Source organism: Gallaecimonas aegicerasi, from assembly GCF_045291545.1.
In the GTDB taxonomy this organism is placed as follows: Bacteria; Pseudomonadota; Gammaproteobacteria; order Enterobacterales; family Gallaecimonadaceae; genus Gallaecimonas.
Genome location: NZ_CP149514.1, coordinates 2,772,691 through 2,794,336 on the forward strand (window position 1 = coordinate 2,772,691; position 21,646 = coordinate 2,794,336).

Consider the following 21,646-nt stretch of genomic DNA (forward strand, 5'->3'; position numbering starts at 1 on the left):
ACAATAAAGTAGTAACCACCATGTTTGATCTCTTGCTTGTACTGGTGGCTCTGGGCTTTGTGTCCATCGTCATCGAAGATGTAATTCACATCAACAAAGCGAAAACCACCTTGTTTTTTGGCTCCCTGTCCTGGGTATTGTTCTTCATCGACCCACCGGCTGGTGTAGCCACCAAACAAATCATGGGCTCTTTGGATGAAAACCTGCTGGACATTGCCACCCTGTGGCTCTTTTTGATGGCAGCCATGACCTTTGTGTCATATGTATCGAGCAAGGGCATCATTGATGCCATCGTCAACAAACTGATGCCAAGCCAGATGAGCGAGCGCAAGTTGATGATGCTAACCGGCCTGTTCGCGTTTGTTTTTTCCTCGATGGCTGACAACATTACCTCCACGCTGGTATGTATCACCGTGCTCTTGAGCCTGCGCCTGCCCGCCGACAAGCTGCTGCGTTATGTGGTGCTGGTGGTATTCGGTGTGAATGCCGGCGGTGCGGCCCTTATTACCGGCGATGTCACCACCTTGATGATCTTTTTGGCCGGCAAAGTGCAAATTGTTGACCTGGCACTGCTGAGCCTGCCGGCGCTGATTTCGGTCATGTTGCTGGCCTTCATGCTGTCACTGCCGCTAAAAGGTCAGCTGGTGATGGAAAAACGGGAATTTAATATTCTGCCGGCGGATAAAATTATTGCCGCGCTATTTCTGATGACCATCATCGGCACCATTGGCGCCAACGTCGCTTATGGTATTCCGCCGGTGCTGAGCTTCCTGTTCGGGCTGTCACTGATGTTTATGGTGGTGCAGTTCCTCAACAAGGACGAGCGTATCCTCGATTACATCCGCCGTATTGAGTTCGACACCCTGCTGTTCTTCCTCGGGGTATTGCTGCTGGTGGGTATGCTCAAGGAAATGGGCATTCTCGAACACTTCCCGAAACTCTATGACCACTTGCCAACGCTGGCAGCCAACTATGTGGTGGGGCTGATTTCGTCACTGCTGGATAACGTGCCGCTGACCGCTGCGCTGCTCAAATCCGGCATTGATATGAATGTACCGCAATGGCTGACCCTCACCTACTCTGTTGGGGTAGGCGGCTCGCTGCTGGTGATTGGCTCTGCTGCCGGTGTGGTGGCCATGAGCAAAATCGAATCCATGACCTTCGTGACCTACCTACGGTTTAGCCTGTATCTGCTGGTGGCCTACACCATCGGCTTCGGCGGTGTTTATCTGGTCAGTCAATTGCTCTGAGCAATTGAACAGTACAAAAAAGCCCTGCCATGGCAGGGCTTTTTTTATGCTTCCGGTTCGCCGGGAGCTTGCTCCAAAGCATGCACCCGGGCTTCCAGAGCGTCCAGTTTTTCACGGGTTTTCAATAACACCCGGCTCTGTACATCAAATTCGTCACGGCTGACCAGATCCAGCTTCATCAGTTGCTGCTGCAACACCTGCTTGATGCGGCCTTCCACTTCGCCACCAAACTGCCGAACCCCCTCAGGCAGGGCTTCACTGATTTGCCGGGCCAGCTCTTCGAGCTTCTGGGAATTGATCATGGCATTTCTCCTCACTCCACTGTGTTCATAGGATAAGGTGCCTGCGGCGCAGATGCATCTGCCAATGCTACAATGGCCACCCTTTTGTTGTGCTGCCAGTCATGAAACTTAATCGCCACCAACAAGACGCTGTCACCTATATCTCCGGGCCCTTACTGGTGCTGGCCGGTGCCGGCTCGGGCAAAACCCGGGTGATCACCAATAAAATTGCCTATCTGGTACAACAGTGCGGCTGGCAGGCGCGTCATATTGCGGCGGTCACCTTTACCAATAAAGCCGCCCGGGAAATGAAAGAACGGGTGGCCCAGACGCTGGGAAAAAAAGAAGCCCGCGGCCTGACGGTTTCTACTTTTCACACTCTAGGGCTGACCATTCTCAAACGCGAAGGGCACCACCTGGGGCTGCGCCCGGGTTTTACCCTGTTTGATGAAGCCGACATGAGCCTGGCACTTAAGGAAATTGGCGCCAAAGCCATTAACGATGATAAGGATCTGCTGAATCAACTGAGCGGGCGTATTGGCCAGTGGAAAAACGACCTGGTGTTGCCGGAGCAAGCGAAAGTGCAGGCCCAGGACGGTAAAGATGCCGTTTTCGCTGAAATCTATGACCGCTACAGCCAGTATATGCGCGCGGTTAATGCCCTGGATTTTGATGATCTGATCCTGCTGCCAACCCTGCTGCTGCAACAAAACACCGACGCCCGTGAACGCTGGCAAAACCGCATCCGCTACCTGCTGGTAGATGAATACCAAGACACCAACACCAGCCAGTATGAGCTGGTCAAACTACTGGTCGGTGAACGTGGCCGCTTTACCGTAGTGGGCGACGATGATCAGTCGATTTATTCCTGGCGCGGCGCCAGGCCGGAAAACCTGGTGCGGCTCAAGGATGACTTCCCCAGCTTAAAGCTGGTGAAACTGGAGCAGAACTACCGTTCCACCGGCACCATTTTGCGCAGCGCCAATATCCTCATCGCCAATAACCCTCACGTTTATGAAAAGGCACTCTTTTCCGAGCTGGGCGACGGTGAACGGCTAAAAGTGATGATGGCCAATAACGAGGAGCACGAAGCTGAGCGAGTGGTAGCAGAGATCCTCTCTCACAAGTTTCTCAATAAAACCCACTACAGGGATTATGCCGTGCTCTATCGCGGCAACCACCAGTCCCGGCTGCTGGAAAAAGCCCTGATGCAAAACCGCATCCCCTATCGCATCTCTGGCGGTACCAGCTTCTTTTCCCGCGTAGAAGTCAAAGACATCATGGCTTACCTGCGGCTGCTGGTGAACCCGGATGATGACACCGCCTTTTTGCGGGTAGTGAACGTGCCACGGCGGGAAATCGGCCCGGTTACCCTGGAAAAACTGGGCAGCTACGCTCGCTTGCGCCAAAGCAGTCTGTTTGCTGCCAGCTTTGAGCTGGGGCTGGAGCAGCACCTCAGTGGCCGCGGCCTGGAAGCGGTACAGCGCTTTACCCGCTGGTTGACCGATCTGCAAGAAACCGCCACCCGGGGTGAACCCGTTGAAGCGGTGCGGGAACTGATCCGCGCCAGTCATTACGAAGACTGGCTCTATGAAAGCTCGCCCTCACCCAAAGCCGCCGAGATGCGCATGAAGAACGTCTCGCAACTGTTTGGCTGGATCACCGGCATGCTCAATGGCGATGACCTGGACGAGCCCATGTCGCTGCCAGAAGTCGTCACCCGGCTGACACTGCGCGACATGATGGAACGCCAGAGCGAAGAGGGTGAAGCTGATCAGGTACAGCTGATGACCCTGCATGCCTCCAAAGGCCTGGAATTTCCTTATGTTTACCTGATCGGCATGGAAGAGGGGCTGCTGCCGCACCAAAGCAGTATCGACGAAGACAATGTCGAGGAAGAACGGCGGCTGGCATATGTTGGCATTACCCGCGCCCAGCGGGAACTGACCTTCCTGTTATGCCGGGAACGCCAGCAATTTGGCGAACGGGTACGGCCACAGCCGTCGCGGTTTCTTGATGAGTTACCGCAGGATGATCTGCATTGGGAGCAACAAGCCTCGGCACAAACACCAGAGCAGCGGCAGCAAAAAGGTCAGGCGAATATTGCTAACCTGCGGGCCATGCTCAAAGCGGGTCGTTAAGCACAGAGCATCAGCTCCGCTTGCGCCAGTGCCAGCGGTGGGCTGAGGTAATCGCCCTGGGCAAAGGAAAAGCCCAGCCGCTTGACCGTCATGAAACGCTGCTCATCTTCAACGCCATGGGCGATCAGGGGAATATTCAGGTGGTGCGACAGTGCCAACACCGACTGCAACAGGCTCTTGCCGTTGTCATGCTCCGAGGTCTGCTTGAGAAAATGCGGGCTCATTTTCAGCGCCTTGAAGTTATATTCCATCAAGATCGACAAGGTAGCAGAGCCAGCCCCAAAGTGGTCCAGCACCAGTCCCACACCGGCTTGGATCAGCCGCGATAAGCCGTCGGCCATGCCCTGCGAGGGTGCCAGCAAGGCGCTTTCACGGATCTCCAACAGCAGTTGCGTCGACGCCAAGTCGTGGTCTTGCATGCAGTTCAGCAATTGCGAAATGAAGTCCTGATTCTGCAAGCTGCGGGCAGATACATTCACCGACACAAACAGCGGTTGCCCGGTTCTCTGGTTGCTCCAGAGCCGTAATTGCCGGCAGGCATGGCGGATCATCAAGCGGTCGATATCAACGATGATACCGGTCTCTTCGGCGGCCTCAAGAAAGAGTTCCGCCGCCAGCTCACCGCCACCCATGCGCGGCCACCGAGCCAGCACTTCAAAGCCACACAAGCGCTTTTGCGGCAAACTGAAAACCGGCTGAAACACCGGCGCCAGCTTGTTGTTATCAACAGCCGACCGCAAGGCATTTTGCAGGCTGAAGCGGCTAACCAGCTGCTCACGCATGCCATCATCAAAATACACCACCTGGCCCCGCCCCCGGGCCTTGGCCTGATACATTGCCGTATCAGCGTCACGCAGCACCTCAGAGGCATCTTCATAGCGGCGGCCCAGTTGCGCTACCCCCACCGAACAGCCACTGAAAACCTGTTGCTCCTGTATGCTGAAAGGCTGATGCATGCAGTGAATGATGCGGTCGGTGATCTGGCTGATCTCGTCCTGGTTGTGTACCGAATCAAAGAGAATAACGAACTCGTCCCCGCCGAGCCGCGCCAGCATGTCGGCTTCACGCACGCAGCTTTGTAGCCGCTCGGAAACCTCGCGCAGGAGCTGATCGCCCGCCAAATGCCCCATGGAGTCATTAATGATCTTGAAACGGTCCAGGTCGATGAAGGCCACCACATAATGACGATTGGGGAAACGCGAACGGGATTTCAGCACCCGGTTAAGCTGGGAAGTGAAAAAAGCACGGTTAGCCAGGCCCGTGAGGGGATCATGCAGGGCATCATGGCGATGACGTTCAGCCAGCGCCTCCTTTTCCTGCATCTGTTGACGCAAAGCGAGGTTGGCACCTTCCAGTTCGCGGGTACGAGCGGCGACTTTTTCTTCCAGCTCCCGCTTGGCCGCCTCCAGGGCTTCACGGTGCCGGCGCCGGCCAATGGCATTAGCCACCGAACGCGATACAAACTGGATCAGTTCGACATCTTTCTTACGATAACGGTGCGCCGGATCATAACTCTGCACGGCAATGGCACCGACTACCACATCATCAACAATCAGCGGCGCACCAAGCCACTGAAATGCCTTGGTACCTTCCGGATCTATCAGTTTTTCTCGCAGCAGCATGTCCCGTACTTTTTTGGTCACCAGCGCTGGCTCACGCTTGTGCATGACATACTCCGTCAGGCCCCGGCCAGCTTGCCGGGGAGAGGCACTGCGTTGTTGTTCATCGACGAAATAGGGAAAATTTAGCGTGCCCGCATCCGCCAGCATCGCAATATAAAAGTTACGGGCATCAATAAGCCGGGAAACCTGTTCATGCACCTGCTGGAAGAAGAACTGGGGTTCCTCGTTGGAATTGGACAACTCTGACAGGTGCAGCATCACCGATTGAAAAGTCTCGGCCCGCTCCCGTTCTTTCACTTCATTACGCAAGCGCAGGTTATTTTGCTGTAAGGCCTGGGTACGCTCGAGGATCTGCTGTTCCAGCAATTCCCGGTGGCGGATCCGCTCCAACGTATTGACCACTTGGCGGGCCACGAAGGTCAGCAGCGCTTTATCAGCCTCACTGTAACGGGTGGTGGAGTCATAACTTTGCACCACCATAGCGCCGATGACGGCATTATCACGCTTCAGTGGAATACCCAGCCAATCGATGGCATCGGGGCCAAGGTCATCAATATCGCTATTGCTCTGGGCTAGTTCCCGAAAGCCATCAGACGATAGCAGTAGTGGATCACCACTACGCAAGAGGTAGCCGGTCAGGCCGCGATGCAGGGCTTCGGACGGTACAGTGGAAGGGTCAAGGTCCGGATCGGCCTGGTCCACCAGATAGACCAGCTCAATGGAGTCATCCAACTCATGGTAGAGCGCCACATAGAAGTTTTCTGCAGGCAGCAGGTTATCGATAATGCGATGAACGGCCGGAAAAAACGACGCCAAATCACTGGCTTGTGATGAAAGCTCAGCAATTTCAAAAAGGGCGTCCAACAACTTATCTTTGGCGCCCACATCTTGCGATCGTTCATCCATGACGGGCCTATTACAATGAGTTTAGGTGGCGCTAACAGCCTCTTTTAGCATAAAAAATCAACATACTTCAATGCACGTTGCATTGAAAAGGCCGCTATTTAGCGGCCTTTTTGCTGCGCATCGCGTTATTTACTGGCCATGAACTCAATAGCCGCTTTGATCTCGTCGTCACTACAGTCCATACAGGTGCCTTTGGGCGGCATGGCATTGAAACCTTCGATAGCATGTTTCATCAACGTATCCATGCCTTTAGCCAAACGCGGCTGCCATTGCTCGGTATGTGCCTTGGGTGAATTGAGGGCACCGGTACCGTGGCAGGCAAAACAGGCCGACTGATAAACCTGTTGGCCACTGCGTGGCCCGGCGGGCTTGGCTGCTACCTGCGTTTTCGGGGCCGCTCCGGCCAGATACACTGAACCCACCGGCTTGATACGCTCGGCGATAGCCTTGTTGTCAGTATCAGCGGCATACGCCATCGAACTGATGATGCCCATGCTCAAAATTAACAGCACGGATTGCTTCCGTTTGCTCACAGCATTCTCCCCGTTAAGACGGCAGGATGTTTCCAGTTTTAAACAAAATGACAAATTTTTGTGAAATTATACCGCTAAGGCTTGCCGCCACAACCCATTTGTAGCCAGATAAAGCTGCCGGTATGGCGACAAAGTAGCCGAACAGTACCCCTCATAGCGATTTTTTCCTGTTTCGCCGTAGACGCCCCTGATCCAAGTCAGTAATATATGCCCTCGCCAGTCGGGCGCCCGTAGCTCAGCTGGATAGAGCGCTGCCCTCCGGAGGCAGAGGTCAGAGGTTCGAATCCTCTCGGGCGCGCCATCCAAAAATTGACTGGTCAGTACTATGGTGGGCGTAGCTCAGTTGGTAGAGCCCCGGATTGTGATTCCGGTTGTCGTGGGTTCAAGTCCCATCGTCCACCCCATATTTTCGGTGCTTAGCGCAGTTTGGTAGCGCATCTGGTTTGGGACCAGAGGGTCGGGGGTTCGAATCCCTCAGCACCGACCACATAAAAAAGCCCGCTCATTGAGCGGGCTTTTTTGTTGTCTACCCTATCAGCCTTTCTTCTCAGCCAGGTATTTCACCAGCGCATCCAGCCGTTGCTGGAACAGCTTTTTAGAAAAGTTGTCTTTGCTGGTCAGTGATGCCAGATTCACCAGGTACTTGCCGTTCACAACGATAGCCGGTACACCACGGATCTTTTTCTCAACGGTGTTGTGCTCCATCTGCGCCAGGCGAGCATTAACGGAAAACGAATTCACCGCTGCATCAAAGTCTTTGCCGGAAACGCCGGCGGCTTCAAACATTTTGCGAATGTCAGCCATTCCGGACGGGCGCAGGTGGTCTTTATGAATAAAATCAAACACCACCGGTACCACTTTCTTGTCTACCCCCAGCACCTGCATCACTGCATAGGCACGGGACATCTGTTTGCCCATCGGGCCACCGACAAAATCCACGTGATTGCGTTTGAACTCCACCCCTTTGGGCAGGCTGTCACGCAGCTGCTCGGCGTATTCTTCGAAATGGTAGCAATGCGGACAAAACAGCGAGAAGTATTCGGTAACCTGGGGCTGCGGCGTCGGTGCCGCCATATCCAGCACCGTGTAATTGACCCCTTCCTTGAACTGACTGGCAAAGGCAGCAGGCGCCAAGCATAGCGCCAGCACAACCAACATCAACTTTTTCATATACAGCGACTTCCTAGTGAGTTGTGTGTCGGCATGACTATTACACAGGCATCAGGAATGAGGAAAGCGCGGCCACAAAAAAGCCCGCTAAAAGCGGGCTTGGTCACAGTAATTTAGTCTTTCTTTTCGGTGAGATAGGTCACCAGGTCAATGAACTCCTGTTCCGAAGACACGGAATTATTGATGACCTTGTACTTGCCGTTAACGATCAGCGTCGGCACGCCGCGCACGTTATTGGCTTCAGTATTATGCTCCATTTGCGCCAGCCGGGCATTGACGGAGAAAGAATTCAGTGCCGAGTCAAAGTCCTCACCGGAAACGCCGGCAGCAATGAAGATCTTACGAATATCATCCATACCGTTGAGACGCAGATGATCTTTGTGGATGTAGTCGAACAGCTTCGGGCCGACGCTATCTTCTACATCCAGCAATTCCATTACGGCATAGGCACGGGATAAATCCACACCCAGCGGGCCGCCGAGAAAATCGACATGGTTGCGGGTAAAGCGAACGTTCTCCGGCAAGCTGGCCCGCAGTTTTTTGATGATCGGCTCAAAGTGGTAGCAATGAGGGCATAAAAACGAAAAGTACTCGGTGACTTCCGGCTGGGCAGAAGGTGCCACCATCTTCAGCACGGTGTAGTTCACCCCTTCCTTGAAGTCCTTGGCAAAGGCCATTGGCACCAGGCACAGGGCCAGCAGCCCCAGTATCAGCTTTTTCATACCCATCCTCGAATCACGGTTATCAGATAAAGATTACCACAGTGTCTTTGCGCCTATAGAACCGGCAGTAAACTGTCGCGTTGCTGAACCACTAACGGTTACCGCCGCTTAATTGCAGCGGCGGTTCGTCCAAAGCCGCCAGAGTTTCTTTGAACGTCAGGATCTGCTGTTCCCAATACTTGCCATCAGCAAACCACGGAAAAGCCCGGGGAAAGGCCGGATCTTGCCAGCGCTGGGCCAGCCAGCTCAGATAACGTACCTGACGCAGTGCCTGCAGTGGCCTTATCAGCCGCAGCTCTGACAGCGCCAGAGGCCGGTGTTGCTGATAGGCATCCAGGAGTACTTCCAATTGCAGTGTCTGTTCTTCTGTCGTACCGCTAAGCAGCATCCACAGGTCCTGCATGGCCGGGCCGTTCAGGGCGTCGTCCAAGTCGAGCATAAAGAGCCCGGCTGGGCCATCGAGAAAGTTACCGGCATGGCAATCACCATGCAGGCGAATGTTGCTTGCTTGGTGCTGGCGAAAAGCCTCGTCAGTGCGCTGACAAAGCGGAGCAAGAATCGCTTGCAACGGCCGCTGTAAATCCACCGGGATCAGTTCGCAATCGGCCAATACCGCTTGGCTACTGGCCAGCATGCTCTTGGCATCTAACACTGGCCGACTAGCAAAAGCCTGCCGGGCGCCAACATTGTGCAACCGTCCCAGATAGTGGCCCAGTTGTTCCAGCCGGTCGAGGTCGGCCAGTTCCACACCGTGCCCCCCCACTGACCGGTATAAAGTCCAGCGAAAGCCCTGATGGTGATGCAGGGTCTTACCTGCCAGAGCAACCGGCGCAACCACCGGTATTTCGGCGTCCTGTAATTCCAGGGCAAAGTCATGTTCTTCCTGGATTTGTGCATCGCTCCAGCGCTGTGGCCGGTAAAACTTCACTACCCAACGCTGGCGGTCGTCGTCCAGAAACTGGTAGACACGGTTTTCAAAGGAGTTGAGCGCCAGCAGCCCGGAGCTAGCAAAAATGCCCTGGGCTTCCAGGGCATCGAGAATACAATCGGGACTGAGCTGACTGAAATTGAATGTGGCCGTCATTGAGGTCCGAAAAAGCGTGAGCCATGCTCGGCATTGATGTCGGCATTGTCAGCTGCTTTGGCGCTAAACTCAATGTCAGTGATGGTGCCCTTAAGGTCGTAAGGGTCAACCGACAGGCTCACCGGCAGGGTAGCCACTTCACCGGACGCCACCATGATTTTATGGTTGCCACTCCAATGTAGAGCAGTTGGGTCTATCCCTTTTACCGTTACCACAAATTCATGGGCCTTGACGTCTTTGTTGAGCACTTTCAGGGTGTACTCGTTGACGATCAACCCTTCGGCACTCTCGCGGTATAAAGCACTACGGTCACGTACCACATCCAGCTGCGCCAGAGTACGGTTGGCAAAACTCACCAGCAGCAGGCCGGTCATGATGATCATCACCAGGCCGTAACCGAGTAGCTTCGGCCGCAGCACATGGGTTTTACCGCCCGCCAACTGGTGCTCGGTGGTGTAGGAAATCAGCTTCGGCTGATAACCCATTTTCACCATCACTTCATCGCAGGCGTCAATACAGGCGCCGCAGTTGATGCATTCGTATTGCAGGCCATCACGAATATCAATACCGGTGGGGCATACCTGCACACAGAGCTTGCAGTCGATGCAATCACCCAGCCCCAGGGTTTTCGGATCCTGCTTGCGTGAGCGGGGGCCACGCTGCTCACCACGGCTGGCGTCGTAACCGACGATAAAGGTGTCTTTATCAAACATGGCAGACTGGAAGCGGGCATAAGGGCACATGTGTGTACACATGATTTCGCGCATCCAGCCCGCATTACCGTAAGTACAAAAGGCAAAAAAGAGCACCCAGAAAGTCAGCCAAAAACCGGCCTGGCCGGTAAAAAAGTCCAGCACCAGGCCATGGATAGGCACGAAATAGCCAACAAAGGTCAGCGCCGTTACCAACGACACCAATAGCCAGCCACCATGCTTAGCGGCTTTGCGCCACAACTTATTGACACTCATTGGCGCACTGTCGAGTTTTTTGCGCTGGTTGGCATTGCCTTCGAATTTTTCTTCAAACCAGATAAACAGGAAGGTCCACACTGTCTGCGGGCACATGTAGCCACACCAGACCCGGCCCAAAAAGGTGGTCACAAAAAATAATGCGAAGGCAGAGAACATCAGCAGGTATGCCAACAGAGTCAGATCCTGCGGCCACAGCGTGACGCCAAACAAATAAAACTTCTGATTGGCCAAATCCAGCAAAATACCCTGCCGCCCTTCATACGGCACCCACGGTAATCCTAAAAAGGCCAGCATCATCAGCCAGCCCATGTTACGCCGCAGCCGTTGATAAAGGCCTTTAACTGCCCGCACATAAATGCGCTTGCCCGGGTTAAAGCGTTCCGCCTTATGGCCGTCATCAGGCTTTTTCGGGTTTGCCGGGGTGATCTGTTTAACCGGGATCTGCTCGCTCATCAGGCAACCTCACTGTGCACTGGCATCCTCAAAAACCGGTGCCACAATTGCTAAGACACCGAAAAACCACAGAACCATAACATTTTAGTTACCCGGTTATATTGGCACGGGTCAAAAAATTGTATTCACGGCGGGGAAATACCTTTGTATGGATAAAGCAACAGCCAAAAACAAACCGGTGCTATTCAGCACTGAGCAGCTGTACGCCATGCTGGCCACGCTCCCCGACCCGGCATTCGTAATGACGCGCTCAGGCCGCTATGAAGCAGTCTTCGGCGGCACCGACTTACGCTACTACCATGATGGCAGTTCCCTGGTCGGCCGCTCCGTTTTTGATGTGGTCAGTACCCCGAAAGCCCGCTGGTTTTGTGCTCAAATAGCCAAAGCGCTGGACGGCGGCCAGCTACACATTGTTGAGTACGGTCTCGGAGGCACTGATGTTGATGGCCTGGCGGCCGGCCCGGATGGCGAAATCTGGTTTGAAGCACGTATTCAGCGGTTGCCCTTTCAAGTAGCCAAAGAAGATGCCGTGCTATGGCTAGCCAGCAATATCACCCAACGCCACCGCCTGGAACTGCAACTGCGCCACGCTTCTGATACCGATTCTTTGACCGGCCTTTATAACCGCCGGCGGCTGATCCAGGCGCTGCATGCACAGTTTGGCGAATTCCAGCGTCATGGCACTGCAACGGCTCTGTTGCTGTTTGATATTGATGATTTCAAGCAGATCAACGATAACCACGGCCACCTAAAAGGTGATCAGGCGCTGCAATTGACCGGGCAGATATGCCGCCAGCAGCTCAGGCCCAGTGATATTTGTGCCCGCCTTGGTGGTGATGAGTTTGTGGTACTGATGCAACATACCGATATCGACAGCGCCACCGACACCGCCGAAAGACTACGTACCCAGATCTCAGAAACGCTGCACCTGCACCTGGGTTCAGGGTCATTAAGTGGCGGCCTGACAGCCTTTAGTGGTGCAGACCGCCACTTTGAAGACACTCTCAAGCGGGCCGACGACGCTCTGTATCAAGCCAAACGCCGTGGCCGCGACCAGTTGGTGGTAAGCCGTTAGTGCTGCACGGCCTCGGTAGACAGGCGAATGGTTACCGCATCACTGACAGCAGGCACATACTGACCCATGCCAAAGTCAGAACGCTTGATGGTGGTAATGGCATCAAAACCGACCGCTGGTTTTTTCTCCATGGGTTGCACTCCCTGCTTGTTGAGAGTCGCTTTGAGTACCACCGGTTTACTGATGCCTTTGATGGTTAGCAGCCCATGCACTGCGAAGTGGTTGTTGCCCTTGGCAACGACTTTATTACTGACGAAGGTAGCCGTCGGATACTTGGCAACATTGAAGTAGGGTTCGGCCAGGAACTCTTTGGTCAGTGCCGGTACGTGGGTATCCACCGTTTTAACCGGGATAGAGACTTTCACCACCGCCTCAGCCGGTTTGCTGGCATCAAAATCGATGGTGCCGGTAATGTCAGAAAAATCGGCCGTAGGATGGGAAAAACCAAAGTGGCTCCAGCTCATCACCACACTGGTATGAGTCGGATCAAGCTGATAGGTAGCAGCAGAAGCACCGAGGCTGGCGGAGGCCAGCAGTAACGCAGTAGCAGAACGGGTAAACAGGCCCATGTTGTCTCTCCTTGGTTAATGTCCGGGCAGCTACCCGGTTGGCATCATGCTAATCCCTAAAAAATAACAAACAATGGCGAAATATCGCCAAAATAATCTTATTTTATCGAAACTTCAGCCGCTCACCCGGGCCAGAATACGATCCAAATGGCCCGCAAACGCCTGGCGGTCACGCTGGTTTAGCGGTGGCGGGCCACTGCTTTCCAGACCACTGGCGCGCATGGTGTCAAAGAAATCGCGCAGATTAAGGCGCTCACCAATATTGTTTTTGGTGAACAGCTCACCGCGCGGGCTCAATGCCTGGGCACCTTTGGCAATCACCTCTGCCGCCAGCGGAATGTCGCTGGTGATCACCAAGTCGCCAGGAGCCACCCGCTGAACAATTTCCGAGTCGGCCACATCAAAACCTTTGGGCACCTGTAAGGCACGGATATTGGGCGCCGCCGGTACCCGCAATCCCTGATTAGCCACCAGCGTCAGTGCCAAGCCGGTACGCTGCGCCGCGCGAAACAAAATGTCTTTGATCACCACCGGGCAGGCATCGGCATCCACCCATATCGCCATACTCATGGTTGTGTGCCTTGCTGTTTGGTCGAAAAGTAATATGTCGCCAGCACTTTCTTTTGCTGACCAAACTGGTCGGCAATGCCAATACCCATACCGATGATGCGCCCCTGGGCCATCGGTGGCTTAGCTGCCAGAGCTTGTTGCACCTGCTTTAACGCCGGGTTTTGCTCGGCCGCCAGCAACGTTAGATGCGGCTCAAAATTCTGGAACACATTGGGGCTGCCATAGCGCTCAAAGGCGGCCCGTTTATTGGGGTAAGCCTTCACCCAGCCCGGCAGGGTTGGCTGCGGGTTACGCAGTGGCGATACTGCCATGGTTACTTCATCCGCCAGCCGTTGCAGCTGTGGCGAACGCTCAACATCAATGAACGCCCAGTTGCCCGCACTGACAGTAAAACCATTGGCCCGCACCGAAAAAGACTGCTGGCGCGCCGCAATCGCCGCCACGGCCTGTTTGATGGCCGCTTCACTGCTCTCGGGGAATGATGTCAGATACAAGGTCACATGCACTGGCAGGCCTTTGGCATAGAAGCTTTGCATGCCGTGGTGCTTAAGGTTGTCACTGGTCTTGGCCACCAATGCCACAATGGGTTTGGAGGGAATGGCAAACACATCCAGGCCAATATTCGCTGCTGCCACCGGCCCGGCCGCCGCCAACAGCATAAGGCCCAGACATAGCCGGCGATAAAAAGACAGTGTCATGGTTTGTTCTCCGTTCAGCGTTTCGCGCCTGATGGCACATACTCTACCATTAGCCAGAAGCTGCGTTGCGGGGAGATTTGGCGTCACGCAGGCAGCGATATAGCCCTTAAAAACCAATGCCCGGTGTCAAACAGTTCAACACACGGGCATTGTGAGATGTGGGATGAAAATAAAGTGTCATCCTAACTAACGGCAAAAGCCGCCTGGATTGGCGGCTTTTTGTTCAAAGTGGAGGCTAAAGTATCATCCTAAACCAGCGGCCAGGCGCCCCGTCAGTCGGATTCGTGAAAATAAAGTTTCATCCTACCGTTGCGCCTCTGCCAGAAAGGGACAAGCTGGCCCTCGGATCACTGCTGGGCAGAGTAGTTCGCCGGATTTGGGAAACCACGCCGTTTACCGCTCATAAGAACCTTCCAGTCATTTATCTAACTGGGATGTGTCCAACAAATCGGTGGAGATTCACATGTTCCAATGTATATATATTATGTGCAATGTTTTAGGAACGCTACCCCTGTTGCATCCTTGATGATGATGCCAAAAGCACCCATGCACAAAAATACAAAGATTGTACTTTTTCATCACTATATCAGGCCTTCCAGGAAGTTCACTACAATACAACCGATAACGAAAGCCTAGACGATGAAGGACTCTACGCACCTTGATTTCTGCGGAAGAATTTTTGGAGCTTATATGTGACATGATTTCATGTCTTTTTTCACGAGAAAAGATATCCATAGGACGTACCAAACTATACTCACCTGAGTATAGTTCAATCACCTACTTCTAAAAAATATGAACAATAGAAAATCACATAGATAGCTTTTGAAAATTTGGTATGTAGCGATAATATTTCATATAACTCTCTATCTCTTTTCTAGCTCTGATTCCATTATTGTTAAGCTTGAAAGGAAGTTGGTCAACATCAACCATACCATCTTTTATAGGCAGCATTTTATTTATTTCGAACTTTTCTCTGAGAGTTAAATCAGGGACATTAATCTCGTGGACATCATTCCATGAACTGCAAATATGTGATGTAACATCAAGGTGTGAATCTTTGATTAAATTAGAAATCCCTTCCCCATCATTTTTTTTCAGTACTATACCTGTTACTGAAAGCATCTGACATCTATTATCAATATACCGAAAAATTGTAATGGGGAAAAAGCTGAGTTCTTCAGTCAAATCAAGCGTGCTTTGCACTGCAGTATGAATCATCTCACTAAGTGTCAATGCAAATCGATCCATTGTTGTGACATCGTTGATTAATACATTTTCATTGAAAAATTTCCCCGACGCACGTTTTCTAAAAACTTCAAGACGATCTAATTCCTTATCGGAAAAATCGACAAGAGAATCAGGGTTGGCATTTATAGTGATCTTACAGATGTCAAACTCATCTAGCTTGTTCAGAAGATCACTAAACTCTATGAGCTGTGTATTCCATTGCGTATTTGTATAGTCAAGCCAAACGATGGTACTACCTTGTCTCTCAAAGTTATTAATGTATTCACCTATAGAAGTGTTTAAACATTTTATGCAATTATAAACTCTATTAAATTCTTGTCGTGAATATACAGCCTTATCTCTCTCTACAGACTCTAAATTGGTAATGCCAAGACTGTGATGAAGGATGTGATGGTCTTCCAGCATAGGACCACCCAGGCTGACGTACTTATATGTCTGAACTTTATTTCTCAAGCTCAGCCTGTTCAATATTTCAAAAAAAATCTGTCTATCTATGGCCTTGTTTGTCCTAAGATGGTAGGGGATATTTGTAGCACTCATTTGGCTCCCTCCTTGAAAACAAATTCAAAGCACTCTTCACCTACTTGGTTTGGTGTACAGCCTTCGTCTAAGCCAAGATAGCAAGCTACAAACTCAATTTTATCTTCATCCTTCCGAAATGTAATCTTTTTTGTCTTTAATTCAGGATTAGAGGGTACTGGAAGCTTGGGTTTATATTTTAACTCATTGCTCCTATTTTTAACTTTTGTCCAGGACGAAGCAACTTCACTTTCAAATTTATCGATAACTTCTAGTGGGGTGGCATGCTCACTTTTATTCAATCTCGCATTGCTTTCTTTTATTAGCTCTTCACCTTTCCACTTATTAGTGTAATCAATAAATATTTTTGTTCCTTCAATTATATGCTTCCTAACCTTTAGGAATAGTGGAGACGTGACATCAATCCCCCTTTTGGTCGTTGTTATAGGAAGGCTTTCAGGATTAGTAGACTTAAAGTACACTATTCCACTAATGGCAATATACTGAGTGTGATATCTAGAAAAATCAACGCCCCAACCTGTTAATTCAGACTTATCACGATAGACAACTATTCTATCATTGCAAACTATAGTCCAACCCGCGTTCTCTGTTCTATTCTTAGGTGCTTTTTTTTCTTCTTCCTCTTCTTTTTCAGTAACAAGAGGTGCATTCAGTCCAACAACTAGGCTCACGTCAACGTCATCAATTCTTGCTTTGTACATATACGGTTGTATTGCGCTTCCACTTTCATGGTCTATCTCGTATCTGATCTTTATTGGATTGGGGTTTATTTTTTCCCCATTTATTTCTACAGAAAACCCCTTAGAAATAATATAGCTATATGCATAAATGACTTTATTAATAACAGAGGTGACAAAGCTTTTATTCCCGAATTTATTAGATACAGCTGGTATTATTTTTGTAATCTCAATGGTTGTCCCCGTCCGGCTGTCTAAACTTAGTGTCCTCTGTAGGTCAACTTCCCAGTTTAGATCACTCTTTAGCCACTCTTCATCAATCACTACTTGAAAGGAGTCATCGTCGCTGTGCTTGGTATTTACAACACAGTGCTTACCTATCTTAAAGATAGACCTCTTCATACCAATGCCATAAACGCCGACGGTAGCTAAATTTTCCTTTGGAGCATTAGAAGGTCTTCCCATTCTAAATGCATAATCAACACTACTTGTTGGTATCCCCCCGCAGTTGTCAGAAATGATAAATTGATTTTTATCGAAATTTATTTTTACCCAATAGCCTTTATAATCGACTTCATCTGGATTCTTATTTTGCTTTCTAGCTACTCCATCAAGACAATTATCTAGCAAATCCAATATTGCATCTTCTAGATCAATATCTCTCGTAAGCATTTCCACAAAGAATCGTTTAGTGGGTGTAAAATCCGCTTTGGTTGGCAATGTCATAATGTAATAACTCCATCTTGTACATCAAAAAGTCCTTGGTTCTACATCTCAACCATTAAAAATCTAGCTCGCTAAAAGCATATCTTCACTAGCAATCACTCTCATAACTTTAGCAAAAATTCCCTCTGCAACAATGGGGCTCACGCTATTCCCAATCTGCCTAAAGCTATGCCATTTCGTGCTGTGGAAAACAAACCAATCAGGGAAACCCTGAAGTCTAGCTGCCTCCCGAGGAGTAATCACCCTCGGCTCGATATGATGAATAGGCCTTACAGCTTGATAACTTCCTTTATCTTTTCCTGTTCCTGCCCTCAACGTAGGACAATATCCATTAGGATTCAGCCTGATAGATTTAGAGATCCGGTCAGCCTTTCCATGTTCGAGCGCGCCGTACCTTTCGGATACTACTCCACTATGTTTAGTGCCTTGGCAAGAAGAAACCAGACCATCCCTATGGTACCTTTCTAAGGCGTTTGAATTGCCCACCCCTTGTGGAATGACTCCACTAACCCTATCAAAAAAGTGGCCTTCTTCTGTAGGAAGCTTATAAGGCCTCCATCCGTCTTCCTCTGTCTGCCAATCGGGGTTGATTTCTACAGGGAGACCATAAAGAGCTTTGGAAACCACAGGAGAAATTCTATACTCCGGTTGTATATCTTCCTTACTTATACTTCTATTTAATATCTTTTTCTTGTAGCCGAAAAAGAAGATTCGCGTTCTTGTTGTTGGTGCACCGCAATCGGAAGCCTTTACCTCAATAGGAGGCAGAATCACGTACTCTTTTGATACTTGAGAGAATGCCTTATCTCTTATTGATTCGTACTTCTCAGACATTATCCCCGGTACGTTTTCAGCAACAAAAAAGACAGGAGATGTTTCTCTCACCAATCTGAAGAAGTGATGGAAAAGGTTGTTCCTAGGATCATTCACTTCACCCTTCCCAATGGTGCTGAATCCTTGGCAGGGAGGTCCACCAACCAGCCCCGACAACTCCCCAGGCCCCACGCCAGCAAGACTCAGCAGTTCTTCACCCGACAGTGTGGATACGTCCCTATTCAAGTGGACGGTGAGAGGGAAATTTTTTATATGCGTCTCAATCGCGAAAGGATCAAGTTCGACCGCCGCGGCAACCTCGAAGCCAGCCCTTGATGCACCAAGACTGATCCCGCCCGCCCCAGCAAATAAATCTATTATTTTCATAGCGTTAACGTTTTATTTTCCATGTGGGCCATCTTATCTGCACATATCATATCTATTTGCGCCCCGGGCGTCGACCGTCGGACCTAAATTGCACATTTTGCGTCCAAAAAGGGAACTATAGATACGCGCGCGCCATGCTAGGGCTCGAACATCCATGTCGCCTCGGCCCTCGATATTCATACACGGATGCCTAATCGAATTGCAATCGAAGAGAAGCTTACTCAGCTTCTCCGCCGGCCATCGAAGAGAACCTTTCAATAGTGCTTTTAGTAACAAATCAATAGTCTGCTTTTCCATTGTCCCATTTTTGAAGGCTATGACTTGTGTCGAGAGGTTTTTCTTGCCATCTGACAAGTCGATATCAACAAGGCATCTGACTCCTGCAACCGGGTGCTTGAAGCCGGCAAGCAGATAGCAGCGGGGGGTACCATCTACCATCATGTGGTAGCTGCAGCGCGGTACCTGGGGTAGGGGCTTCACTTCTAGTTCCAACAGCTCTATACCCGGCTCTTGGGCTATCTCCCGGATGATCTCCCGGAGCAGCACGAAGCGGTTGGGGTACTGGCCTTGGTCTTCCTGCTTTTCCAGCTGTTGGAACTCCCCTGGTGCTATGGTGCCGCCGGTGGCGTCGTCGGCAACGCCCAAGGTCTTGGTGTCCCCGCCGGGGGCAGTGTCATCGTCCACCTTCTTGCCATGGCCGTTAGCTCGCTGGCCTTTGTACGCGATCCGCGTCGCCGGATAGCCGTCGAAGGCGATGCCTTCTATGGGCAGCTCAAGCAGCTGCCGCTCCTTGGCTTCGTCCGGGTCTTCCTCGGCGTCCACTTCGATATCCCCGCCGCCCGGTGCCGGGCGTATCCAGCCGCCGCCTTCGCCCCTGACAGGCTGCCGGAGGGAGGGATGGTGGAAGAAGATGGCGTCCCCGCTCGGGAACTTAAGCCCTTGCAGGGCCTTTATCTCCCATACCAGCAGATCCCTGCTGTCCCAATCCAAGGGCCCCTGAACCTCCATGGTGACGCCAGCGAGGCAGCTGGGCGGTATGAAGTTGAACTGCCACCTGGCGTACCTGGAACCGGCGGAGGTTTGCTCCTCGTTGAGGCTCCGCCAGATGGATTCGAAGGAACGCCGCACGTCAGGATCCAGCAGCAACCAGCTGAAATGGTCCCGGTATCCTTTGATCTTGAGCAGTTGGCTCGGCGCCCCGACCTTCGACGGCGTGCGGATGTGGGTCACGTCCCCTTCCTTGTACACCGAAAAGGCCATGTCCAGGCCGTTGGGATCGAAGGCGGCACGGACCAGGAAGGCTGCATGGAAGAAGAGTTTGCGCGCCAGCTCGAACTTGGGGAGCCAAACGGTCAAGCCGTCCGCCTCGAACACGAAGCAGCGCTGGCCGGCTACCTCCGGGTTGCGGGCCAACCTCCTGGCCAGGCGCGGGCATTCGCCCAGCGGCCTGTCCTGCCATTCTTCGACGGGCGGCAGCTCCAGCCGCTTCCTAAAGCCGTGGGACAGGTACGGGGCGTTGTCTTCGCCGACGAACTCCCGGCCGACGCCCAGGATGCAGGACATCTCCAAGTCGAACCAACGTTGCCTAAGCTCGCCGCCTTGGTCGAAGAGCGAACCCAGGCGCCACCTTGGAGTAGGCTCGTCCTTCTTGAAGAAGTTGCCTATGGCCAGCAGCCTGTCCCCTTTGGGGATCTTGCTGAAAAGGATCCGGCTCAATCCAGCCCTCCTACCTGTTCGATAAAGGATTCCGCCAAGGGAGTAATCCTGGATTTGTCCAACCCACAGCGCCTTGCCAACTGCCAGCGTTTGGAGCGCCCGCCGGCCCTGGCGTCTTCCAACAGCGCCCTAGTCAGGCGCCGGACTTGGTACTCGCCTACGGACTCGGCATAGCGGTCCAGAAAGGCACGACAGAGGGGCAGTTGGTCCAGGTGATGTTCCACCGAAACACTATGGGGAAGTTGGTGAAGGAACCAGCTGCGGCTCCGGCGCGGCAGGTCCAAGTCCTCGGCGGCGCCTTCTTCTATCCGCACCAGCCGGCGTACCAGCATCCTGTCCCGCCCGGACCAATCGACGTGGCTATGGTTGCCCTGCGGCCTGCGGCTGGCGTTGTTGGCCGCTGCCAACCAGTCCCTGTCGTGCCGGTAGAGCCAGGCGTAGCTCGCCTGTCCAATGCTTTCCCTGGCTGCCTTGGCTCCGCCATGGGCATCAAGTGCCGCCTTCCAGAGGGTGCGGTAACGTTGCCTCATTGCCGGCTCGGCCGGCAGTTGCCGCGCCGGCACCCTGGCCAGTTCGGCTTGGCAGCGGCAGGCCTCGTCGATGATGTCGCCGGCCCGTTGGCCCGGACGCAGACTGGTCCAGGCGACGAGGTGCTGCAGGCAGCCGAAGGCCTTGCGATGCTTCCTGAACAAGGCCAGCAGCCAAGGGGGCGGTTCGGCGGCCCATAGGCCGTTGGCAGCGAGCTGCTCCCTGGGATGACAGGCCAGGACCTGATCCCAAACGACCGGGGCCCTAACCTGCCGACCCCGACTGGCGCCGCATTCCGACGCTAGGCGCCGGTAGAAACTGGTCCATCGCCCGTAGCCGGGGGACTCCCTGCCTTGAAAAGCCAGGAGCTGGGACAAGCCGGCGGCAAGCCTGGTGGCCCCTTCGTCGGCGGTAACCACCTTGGCACCGCTCGGCAGGAGCCTAGGGGAGGCGGCATGGAACTCATGCCGCTGCGCCCGCCGGAAGGCAACGGGTGAATCCCAAAGCAGGCAGCGGTGCTCGGGGCAGGCGTCCACGCCCTGAACCTGCCAGCAGCGCCGCCAGTAGGGTTCGCCGTAGCTAGCCGCCATCTCCTCGAAGCAGAGCGGGCAGCAGCGCAACTTTTCCGGCCACTTGACCAGAGCCGTCGACGCGCCCGCCAAACCGAGGGCGCCAGGCTGGTCCGGGGCCAGCATGGCCTGGTGCAGCTTGAGGCGGCGCTCTTTGGGGATGAATGGCGCGTAGAGGGGGAAGAGGGTGTGGTTGGCCACCAGCTCCCCAGCATCCAAGCCGGTGTTGCCTGCCAGGCTTTGCAGGTGGCTGGGCAGGTCGGTGACCGCGGCCACTCTGGTGTCGCCGAACAGCATGGCCAAAAGGCCTTTGTGGCTGCCCATACCCAAGTGCACCCTGCAGCGGGCTATGGCGCTGTAGAGCAGTTCGTCCGGGTAGAGCCTAGGGAAGTACATC

At 52.8% G+C, this 21,646-nt stretch carries 19 protein-coding genes and 3 tRNA genes; 6 read left to right on the forward strand and 16 right to left on the reverse strand.

All coding sequences use genetic code 11. The annotated features are described in order from the left end of the window. Positions 1 to 20: 20 nt before the first annotated feature. Positions 21 to 1,250, forward strand: coding sequence for a sodium:proton antiporter NhaD (gene nhaD / locus WDB70_RS13610; protein WP_406665248.1), 1,230 nt, complete (start codon positions 21 to 23; stop codon positions 1,248 to 1,250). A gap of 44 nt (positions 1,251 to 1,294) precedes the next feature. Here the strand turns inward: nhaD and WDB70_RS13615 are convergent, their stop codons facing one another. Next, complete coding sequence (locus WDB70_RS13615; RefSeq protein ID WP_406665250.1) at positions 1,295 to 1,552, reverse strand: accessory factor UbiK family protein; 258 nt, start codon at positions 1,550 to 1,552, stop codon at positions 1,295 to 1,297. 101 nt (positions 1,553 to 1,653) lie between these two features. On the opposite strand from WDB70_RS13615, the gene rep reads away from it, so the two are divergent. Next, a complete protein-coding gene (gene rep / locus WDB70_RS13620; protein ID WP_406665252.1) occupies positions 1,654 to 3,672 on the forward strand; it encodes a DNA helicase Rep in 2,019 nt (672 codons plus the stop codon). Here rep and WDB70_RS13625 read toward each other — a convergent pair. Both WDB70_RS13625 and WDB70_RS13630 read right to left on the reverse strand, forming a co-directional pair. Beyond that, positions 3,669 to 6,200: an EAL domain-containing protein gene (locus tag WDB70_RS13625; protein ID WP_406665254.1), complete on the reverse strand. Its 2,532-nt coding sequence runs from the start codon at positions 6,198 to 6,200 to the stop codon at positions 3,669 to 3,671. The two genes, rep and WDB70_RS13625, sit on opposite strands and share 4 nt — an antisense overlap. Before the next feature lie 125 nt (positions 6,201 to 6,325). Beyond that, positions 6,326 to 6,733: a c-type cytochrome gene (locus tag WDB70_RS13630; protein ID WP_406665256.1), complete on the reverse strand. Its 408-nt coding sequence runs from the start codon at positions 6,731 to 6,733 to the stop codon at positions 6,326 to 6,328. Positions 6,734 to 6,957: 224 nt separating this feature from the next. On the opposite strand from WDB70_RS13630, the gene WDB70_RS13635 reads away from it, so the two are divergent. The 3 genes from WDB70_RS13635 to WDB70_RS13645 all read left to right on the forward strand — a co-directional run bounded on the left by WDB70_RS13635 (position 6,958) and on the right by WDB70_RS13645 (position 7,220). Beyond that, positions 6,958 to 7,034, forward strand: a tRNA-Arg gene (locus WDB70_RS13635). Positions 7,035 to 7,061: 27 nt separating this feature from the next. After that, positions 7,062 to 7,137: transfer RNA gene (locus tag WDB70_RS13640), tRNA-His, on the forward strand. 6 nt (positions 7,138 to 7,143) lie between these two features. Continuing rightward, positions 7,144 to 7,220, forward strand: a tRNA-Pro gene (locus tag WDB70_RS13645). 47 nt (positions 7,221 to 7,267) lie between these two features. Here the strand turns inward: WDB70_RS13645 and WDB70_RS13650 are convergent. The 4 genes from WDB70_RS13650 to ccoG form a co-directional block, all read right to left on the reverse strand. Further along, positions 7,268 to 7,903, reverse strand: coding sequence for a thiol:disulfide interchange protein DsbA/DsbL (locus WDB70_RS13650; protein ID WP_406665258.1), 636 nt, complete (start codon positions 7,901 to 7,903; stop codon positions 7,268 to 7,270). Between the two features lie 113 nt (positions 7,904 to 8,016). Further along, positions 8,017 to 8,625 (reverse strand): thiol:disulfide interchange protein DsbA/DsbL, encoded by a 609-nt coding sequence (locus WDB70_RS13655; protein WP_406665260.1) that lies wholly within the window; start codon positions 8,623 to 8,625, stop codon positions 8,017 to 8,019. 91 nt (positions 8,626 to 8,716) lie between these two features. Then, positions 8,717 to 9,709: a serine/threonine protein kinase gene (locus WDB70_RS13660; RefSeq protein WP_406665262.1), complete on the reverse strand. Its 993-nt coding sequence runs from the start codon at positions 9,707 to 9,709 to the stop codon at positions 8,717 to 8,719. Further along, positions 9,706 to 11,133 carry a cytochrome c oxidase accessory protein CcoG gene (ccoG, locus tag WDB70_RS13665; RefSeq protein WP_406665264.1) on the reverse strand — a complete coding sequence of 476 codons (1,428 nt, stop codon included), beginning with the start codon at positions 11,131 to 11,133 and terminating at the stop codon, positions 9,706 to 9,708. The genes WDB70_RS13660 and ccoG overlap by 4 nt, the downstream gene beginning before the upstream one ends. A 148-nt stretch (positions 11,134 to 11,281) precedes the next feature. Here ccoG and WDB70_RS13670 point away from each other — a divergent pair, with 148 nt between their 5' ends. Beyond that, complete coding sequence (locus WDB70_RS13670; protein ID WP_406665266.1) at positions 11,282 to 12,208, forward strand: diguanylate cyclase; 927 nt, start codon at positions 11,282 to 11,284, stop codon at positions 12,206 to 12,208. On the opposite strand, the gene WDB70_RS13675 is transcribed toward WDB70_RS13670, so the two are convergent. The 9 genes from WDB70_RS13675 to WDB70_RS13715 all read right to left on the reverse strand — a co-directional run bounded on the left by WDB70_RS13675 (position 12,205) and on the right by WDB70_RS13715 (position 21,645). After that, complete coding sequence (locus WDB70_RS13675; protein WP_406665268.1) at positions 12,205 to 12,777, reverse strand: YceI family protein; 573 nt, start codon at positions 12,775 to 12,777, stop codon at positions 12,205 to 12,207. The two genes, WDB70_RS13670 and WDB70_RS13675, sit on opposite strands and share 4 nt — an antisense overlap. Before the next feature lie 114 nt (positions 12,778 to 12,891). Next, positions 12,892 to 13,341, reverse strand: a complete 450-nt coding sequence (locus WDB70_RS13680; RefSeq protein WP_406668111.1) for a YaiI/YqxD family protein — start codon at positions 13,339 to 13,341, stop codon at positions 12,892 to 12,894. A 2-nt stretch (positions 13,342 to 13,343) separates the two neighbouring features. Further along, a complete protein-coding gene (locus WDB70_RS13685; protein WP_406665270.1) occupies positions 13,344 to 14,045 on the reverse strand; it encodes a 2'-5' RNA ligase family protein in 702 nt (233 codons plus the stop codon). Positions 14,046 to 14,504: 459 nt separating this feature from the next. After that, positions 14,505 to 14,780, reverse strand: coding sequence for a very short patch repair endonuclease (locus WDB70_RS13690; RefSeq protein WP_406665272.1), 276 nt, complete (start codon positions 14,778 to 14,780; stop codon positions 14,505 to 14,507). Positions 14,781 to 14,852: 72 nt separating this feature from the next. Then, complete coding sequence (locus WDB70_RS13695) at positions 14,853 to 15,833, reverse strand: O-methyltransferase (RefSeq protein WP_406665274.1); 981 nt, start codon at positions 15,831 to 15,833, stop codon at positions 14,853 to 14,855. After that, on the reverse strand, positions 15,830 to 17,236 hold the full coding sequence (locus WDB70_RS13700; protein ID WP_406665276.1) for an ATP-binding protein: 1,407 nt from the start codon (positions 17,234 to 17,236) through the stop codon (positions 15,830 to 15,832). Before WDB70_RS13700 ends, WDB70_RS13695 begins: the two co-directional genes overlap by 4 nt. A 63-nt stretch (positions 17,237 to 17,299) precedes the next feature. Continuing rightward, a complete protein-coding gene (locus WDB70_RS13705) occupies positions 17,300 to 18,436 on the reverse strand; it encodes a DNA cytosine methyltransferase (protein WP_406665278.1) in 1,137 nt (378 codons plus the stop codon). Positions 18,437 to 18,469: 33 nt separating this feature from the next. Continuing rightward, positions 18,470 to 20,152 (reverse strand): Tn7-like element transposition protein TnsE, encoded by a 1,683-nt coding sequence (locus tag WDB70_RS13710; RefSeq protein WP_406665280.1) that lies wholly within the window; start codon positions 20,150 to 20,152, stop codon positions 18,470 to 18,472. Continuing rightward, on the reverse strand, positions 20,149 to 21,645 hold the full coding sequence (locus WDB70_RS13715) for a TnsD family Tn7-like transposition protein (protein ID WP_406665282.1): 1,497 nt from the start codon (positions 21,643 to 21,645) through the stop codon (positions 20,149 to 20,151). The genes WDB70_RS13710 and WDB70_RS13715 overlap by 4 nt, the downstream gene beginning before the upstream one ends. Position 21,646 lies beyond the last annotated feature (1 nt).

Excerpts from the sequence above, each read along its gene's own strand:
- nhaD (WP_406665248.1), top strand. The coding sequence starts at position 21 with ATGTTTGATCTCTTGCTTGTACTGGTGGCTCTGGGCTTTGTGTCCATC.
- WDB70_RS13615 (WP_406665250.1), bottom strand. The coding sequence starts at position 1,552 with ATGATCAATTCCCAGAAGCTCGAAGAGCTGGCCCGGCAAATCAGTGAA.
- rep (WP_406665252.1), top strand. The coding sequence starts at position 1,654 with ATGAAACTTAATCGCCACCAACAAGACGCTGTCACCTATATCTCCGGG.
- WDB70_RS13625 (WP_406665254.1), bottom strand. The coding sequence starts at position 6,200 with ATGGATGAACGATCGCAAGATGTGGGCGCCAAAGATAAGTTGTTGGAC.
- WDB70_RS13650 (WP_406665258.1), bottom strand. The coding sequence starts at position 7,903 with ATGAAAAAGTTGATGTTGGTTGTGCTGGCGCTATGCTTGGCGCCTGCT.
- WDB70_RS13655 (WP_406665260.1), bottom strand. The coding sequence starts at position 8,625 with ATGAAAAAGCTGATACTGGGGCTGCTGGCCCTGTGCCTGGTGCCAATG.
- WDB70_RS13660 (WP_406665262.1), bottom strand. The coding sequence starts at position 9,709 with ATGACGGCCACATTCAATTTCAGTCAGCTCAGTCCCGATTGTATTCTC.
- ccoG (WP_406665264.1), bottom strand. The coding sequence starts at position 11,133 with ATGAGCGAGCAGATCCCGGTTAAACAGATCACCCCGGCAAACCCGAAA.
- WDB70_RS13670 (WP_406665266.1), top strand. The coding sequence starts at position 11,282 with ATGGATAAAGCAACAGCCAAAAACAAACCGGTGCTATTCAGCACTGAG.
- WDB70_RS13675 (WP_406665268.1), bottom strand. The coding sequence starts at position 12,777 with ATGGGCCTGTTTACCCGTTCTGCTACTGCGTTACTGCTGGCCTCCGCC.
- WDB70_RS13680 (WP_406668111.1), bottom strand. The coding sequence starts at position 13,341 with ATGGCGATATGGGTGGATGCCGATGCCTGCCCGGTGGTGATCAAAGAC.
- WDB70_RS13685 (WP_406665270.1), bottom strand. The coding sequence starts at position 14,045 with ATGACACTGTCTTTTTATCGCCGGCTATGTCTGGGCCTTATGCTGTTG.
- WDB70_RS13690 (WP_406665272.1), bottom strand. The coding sequence starts at position 14,780 with ATGGATATCTTTTCTCGTGAAAAAAGACATGAAATCATGTCACATATA.
- WDB70_RS13695 (WP_406665274.1), bottom strand. The coding sequence starts at position 15,833 with ATGAGTGCTACAAATATCCCCTACCATCTTAGGACAAACAAGGCCATA.
- WDB70_RS13700 (WP_406665276.1), bottom strand. The coding sequence starts at position 17,236 with ATGACATTGCCAACCAAAGCGGATTTTACACCCACTAAACGATTCTTT.
- WDB70_RS13705 (WP_406665278.1), bottom strand. The coding sequence starts at position 18,436 with ATGAAAATAATAGATTTATTTGCTGGGGCGGGCGGGATCAGTCTTGGT.
- WDB70_RS13715 (WP_406665282.1), bottom strand. The coding sequence starts at position 21,645 with ATGTACTTCCCTAGGCTCTACCCGGACGAACTGCTCTACAGCGCCATA.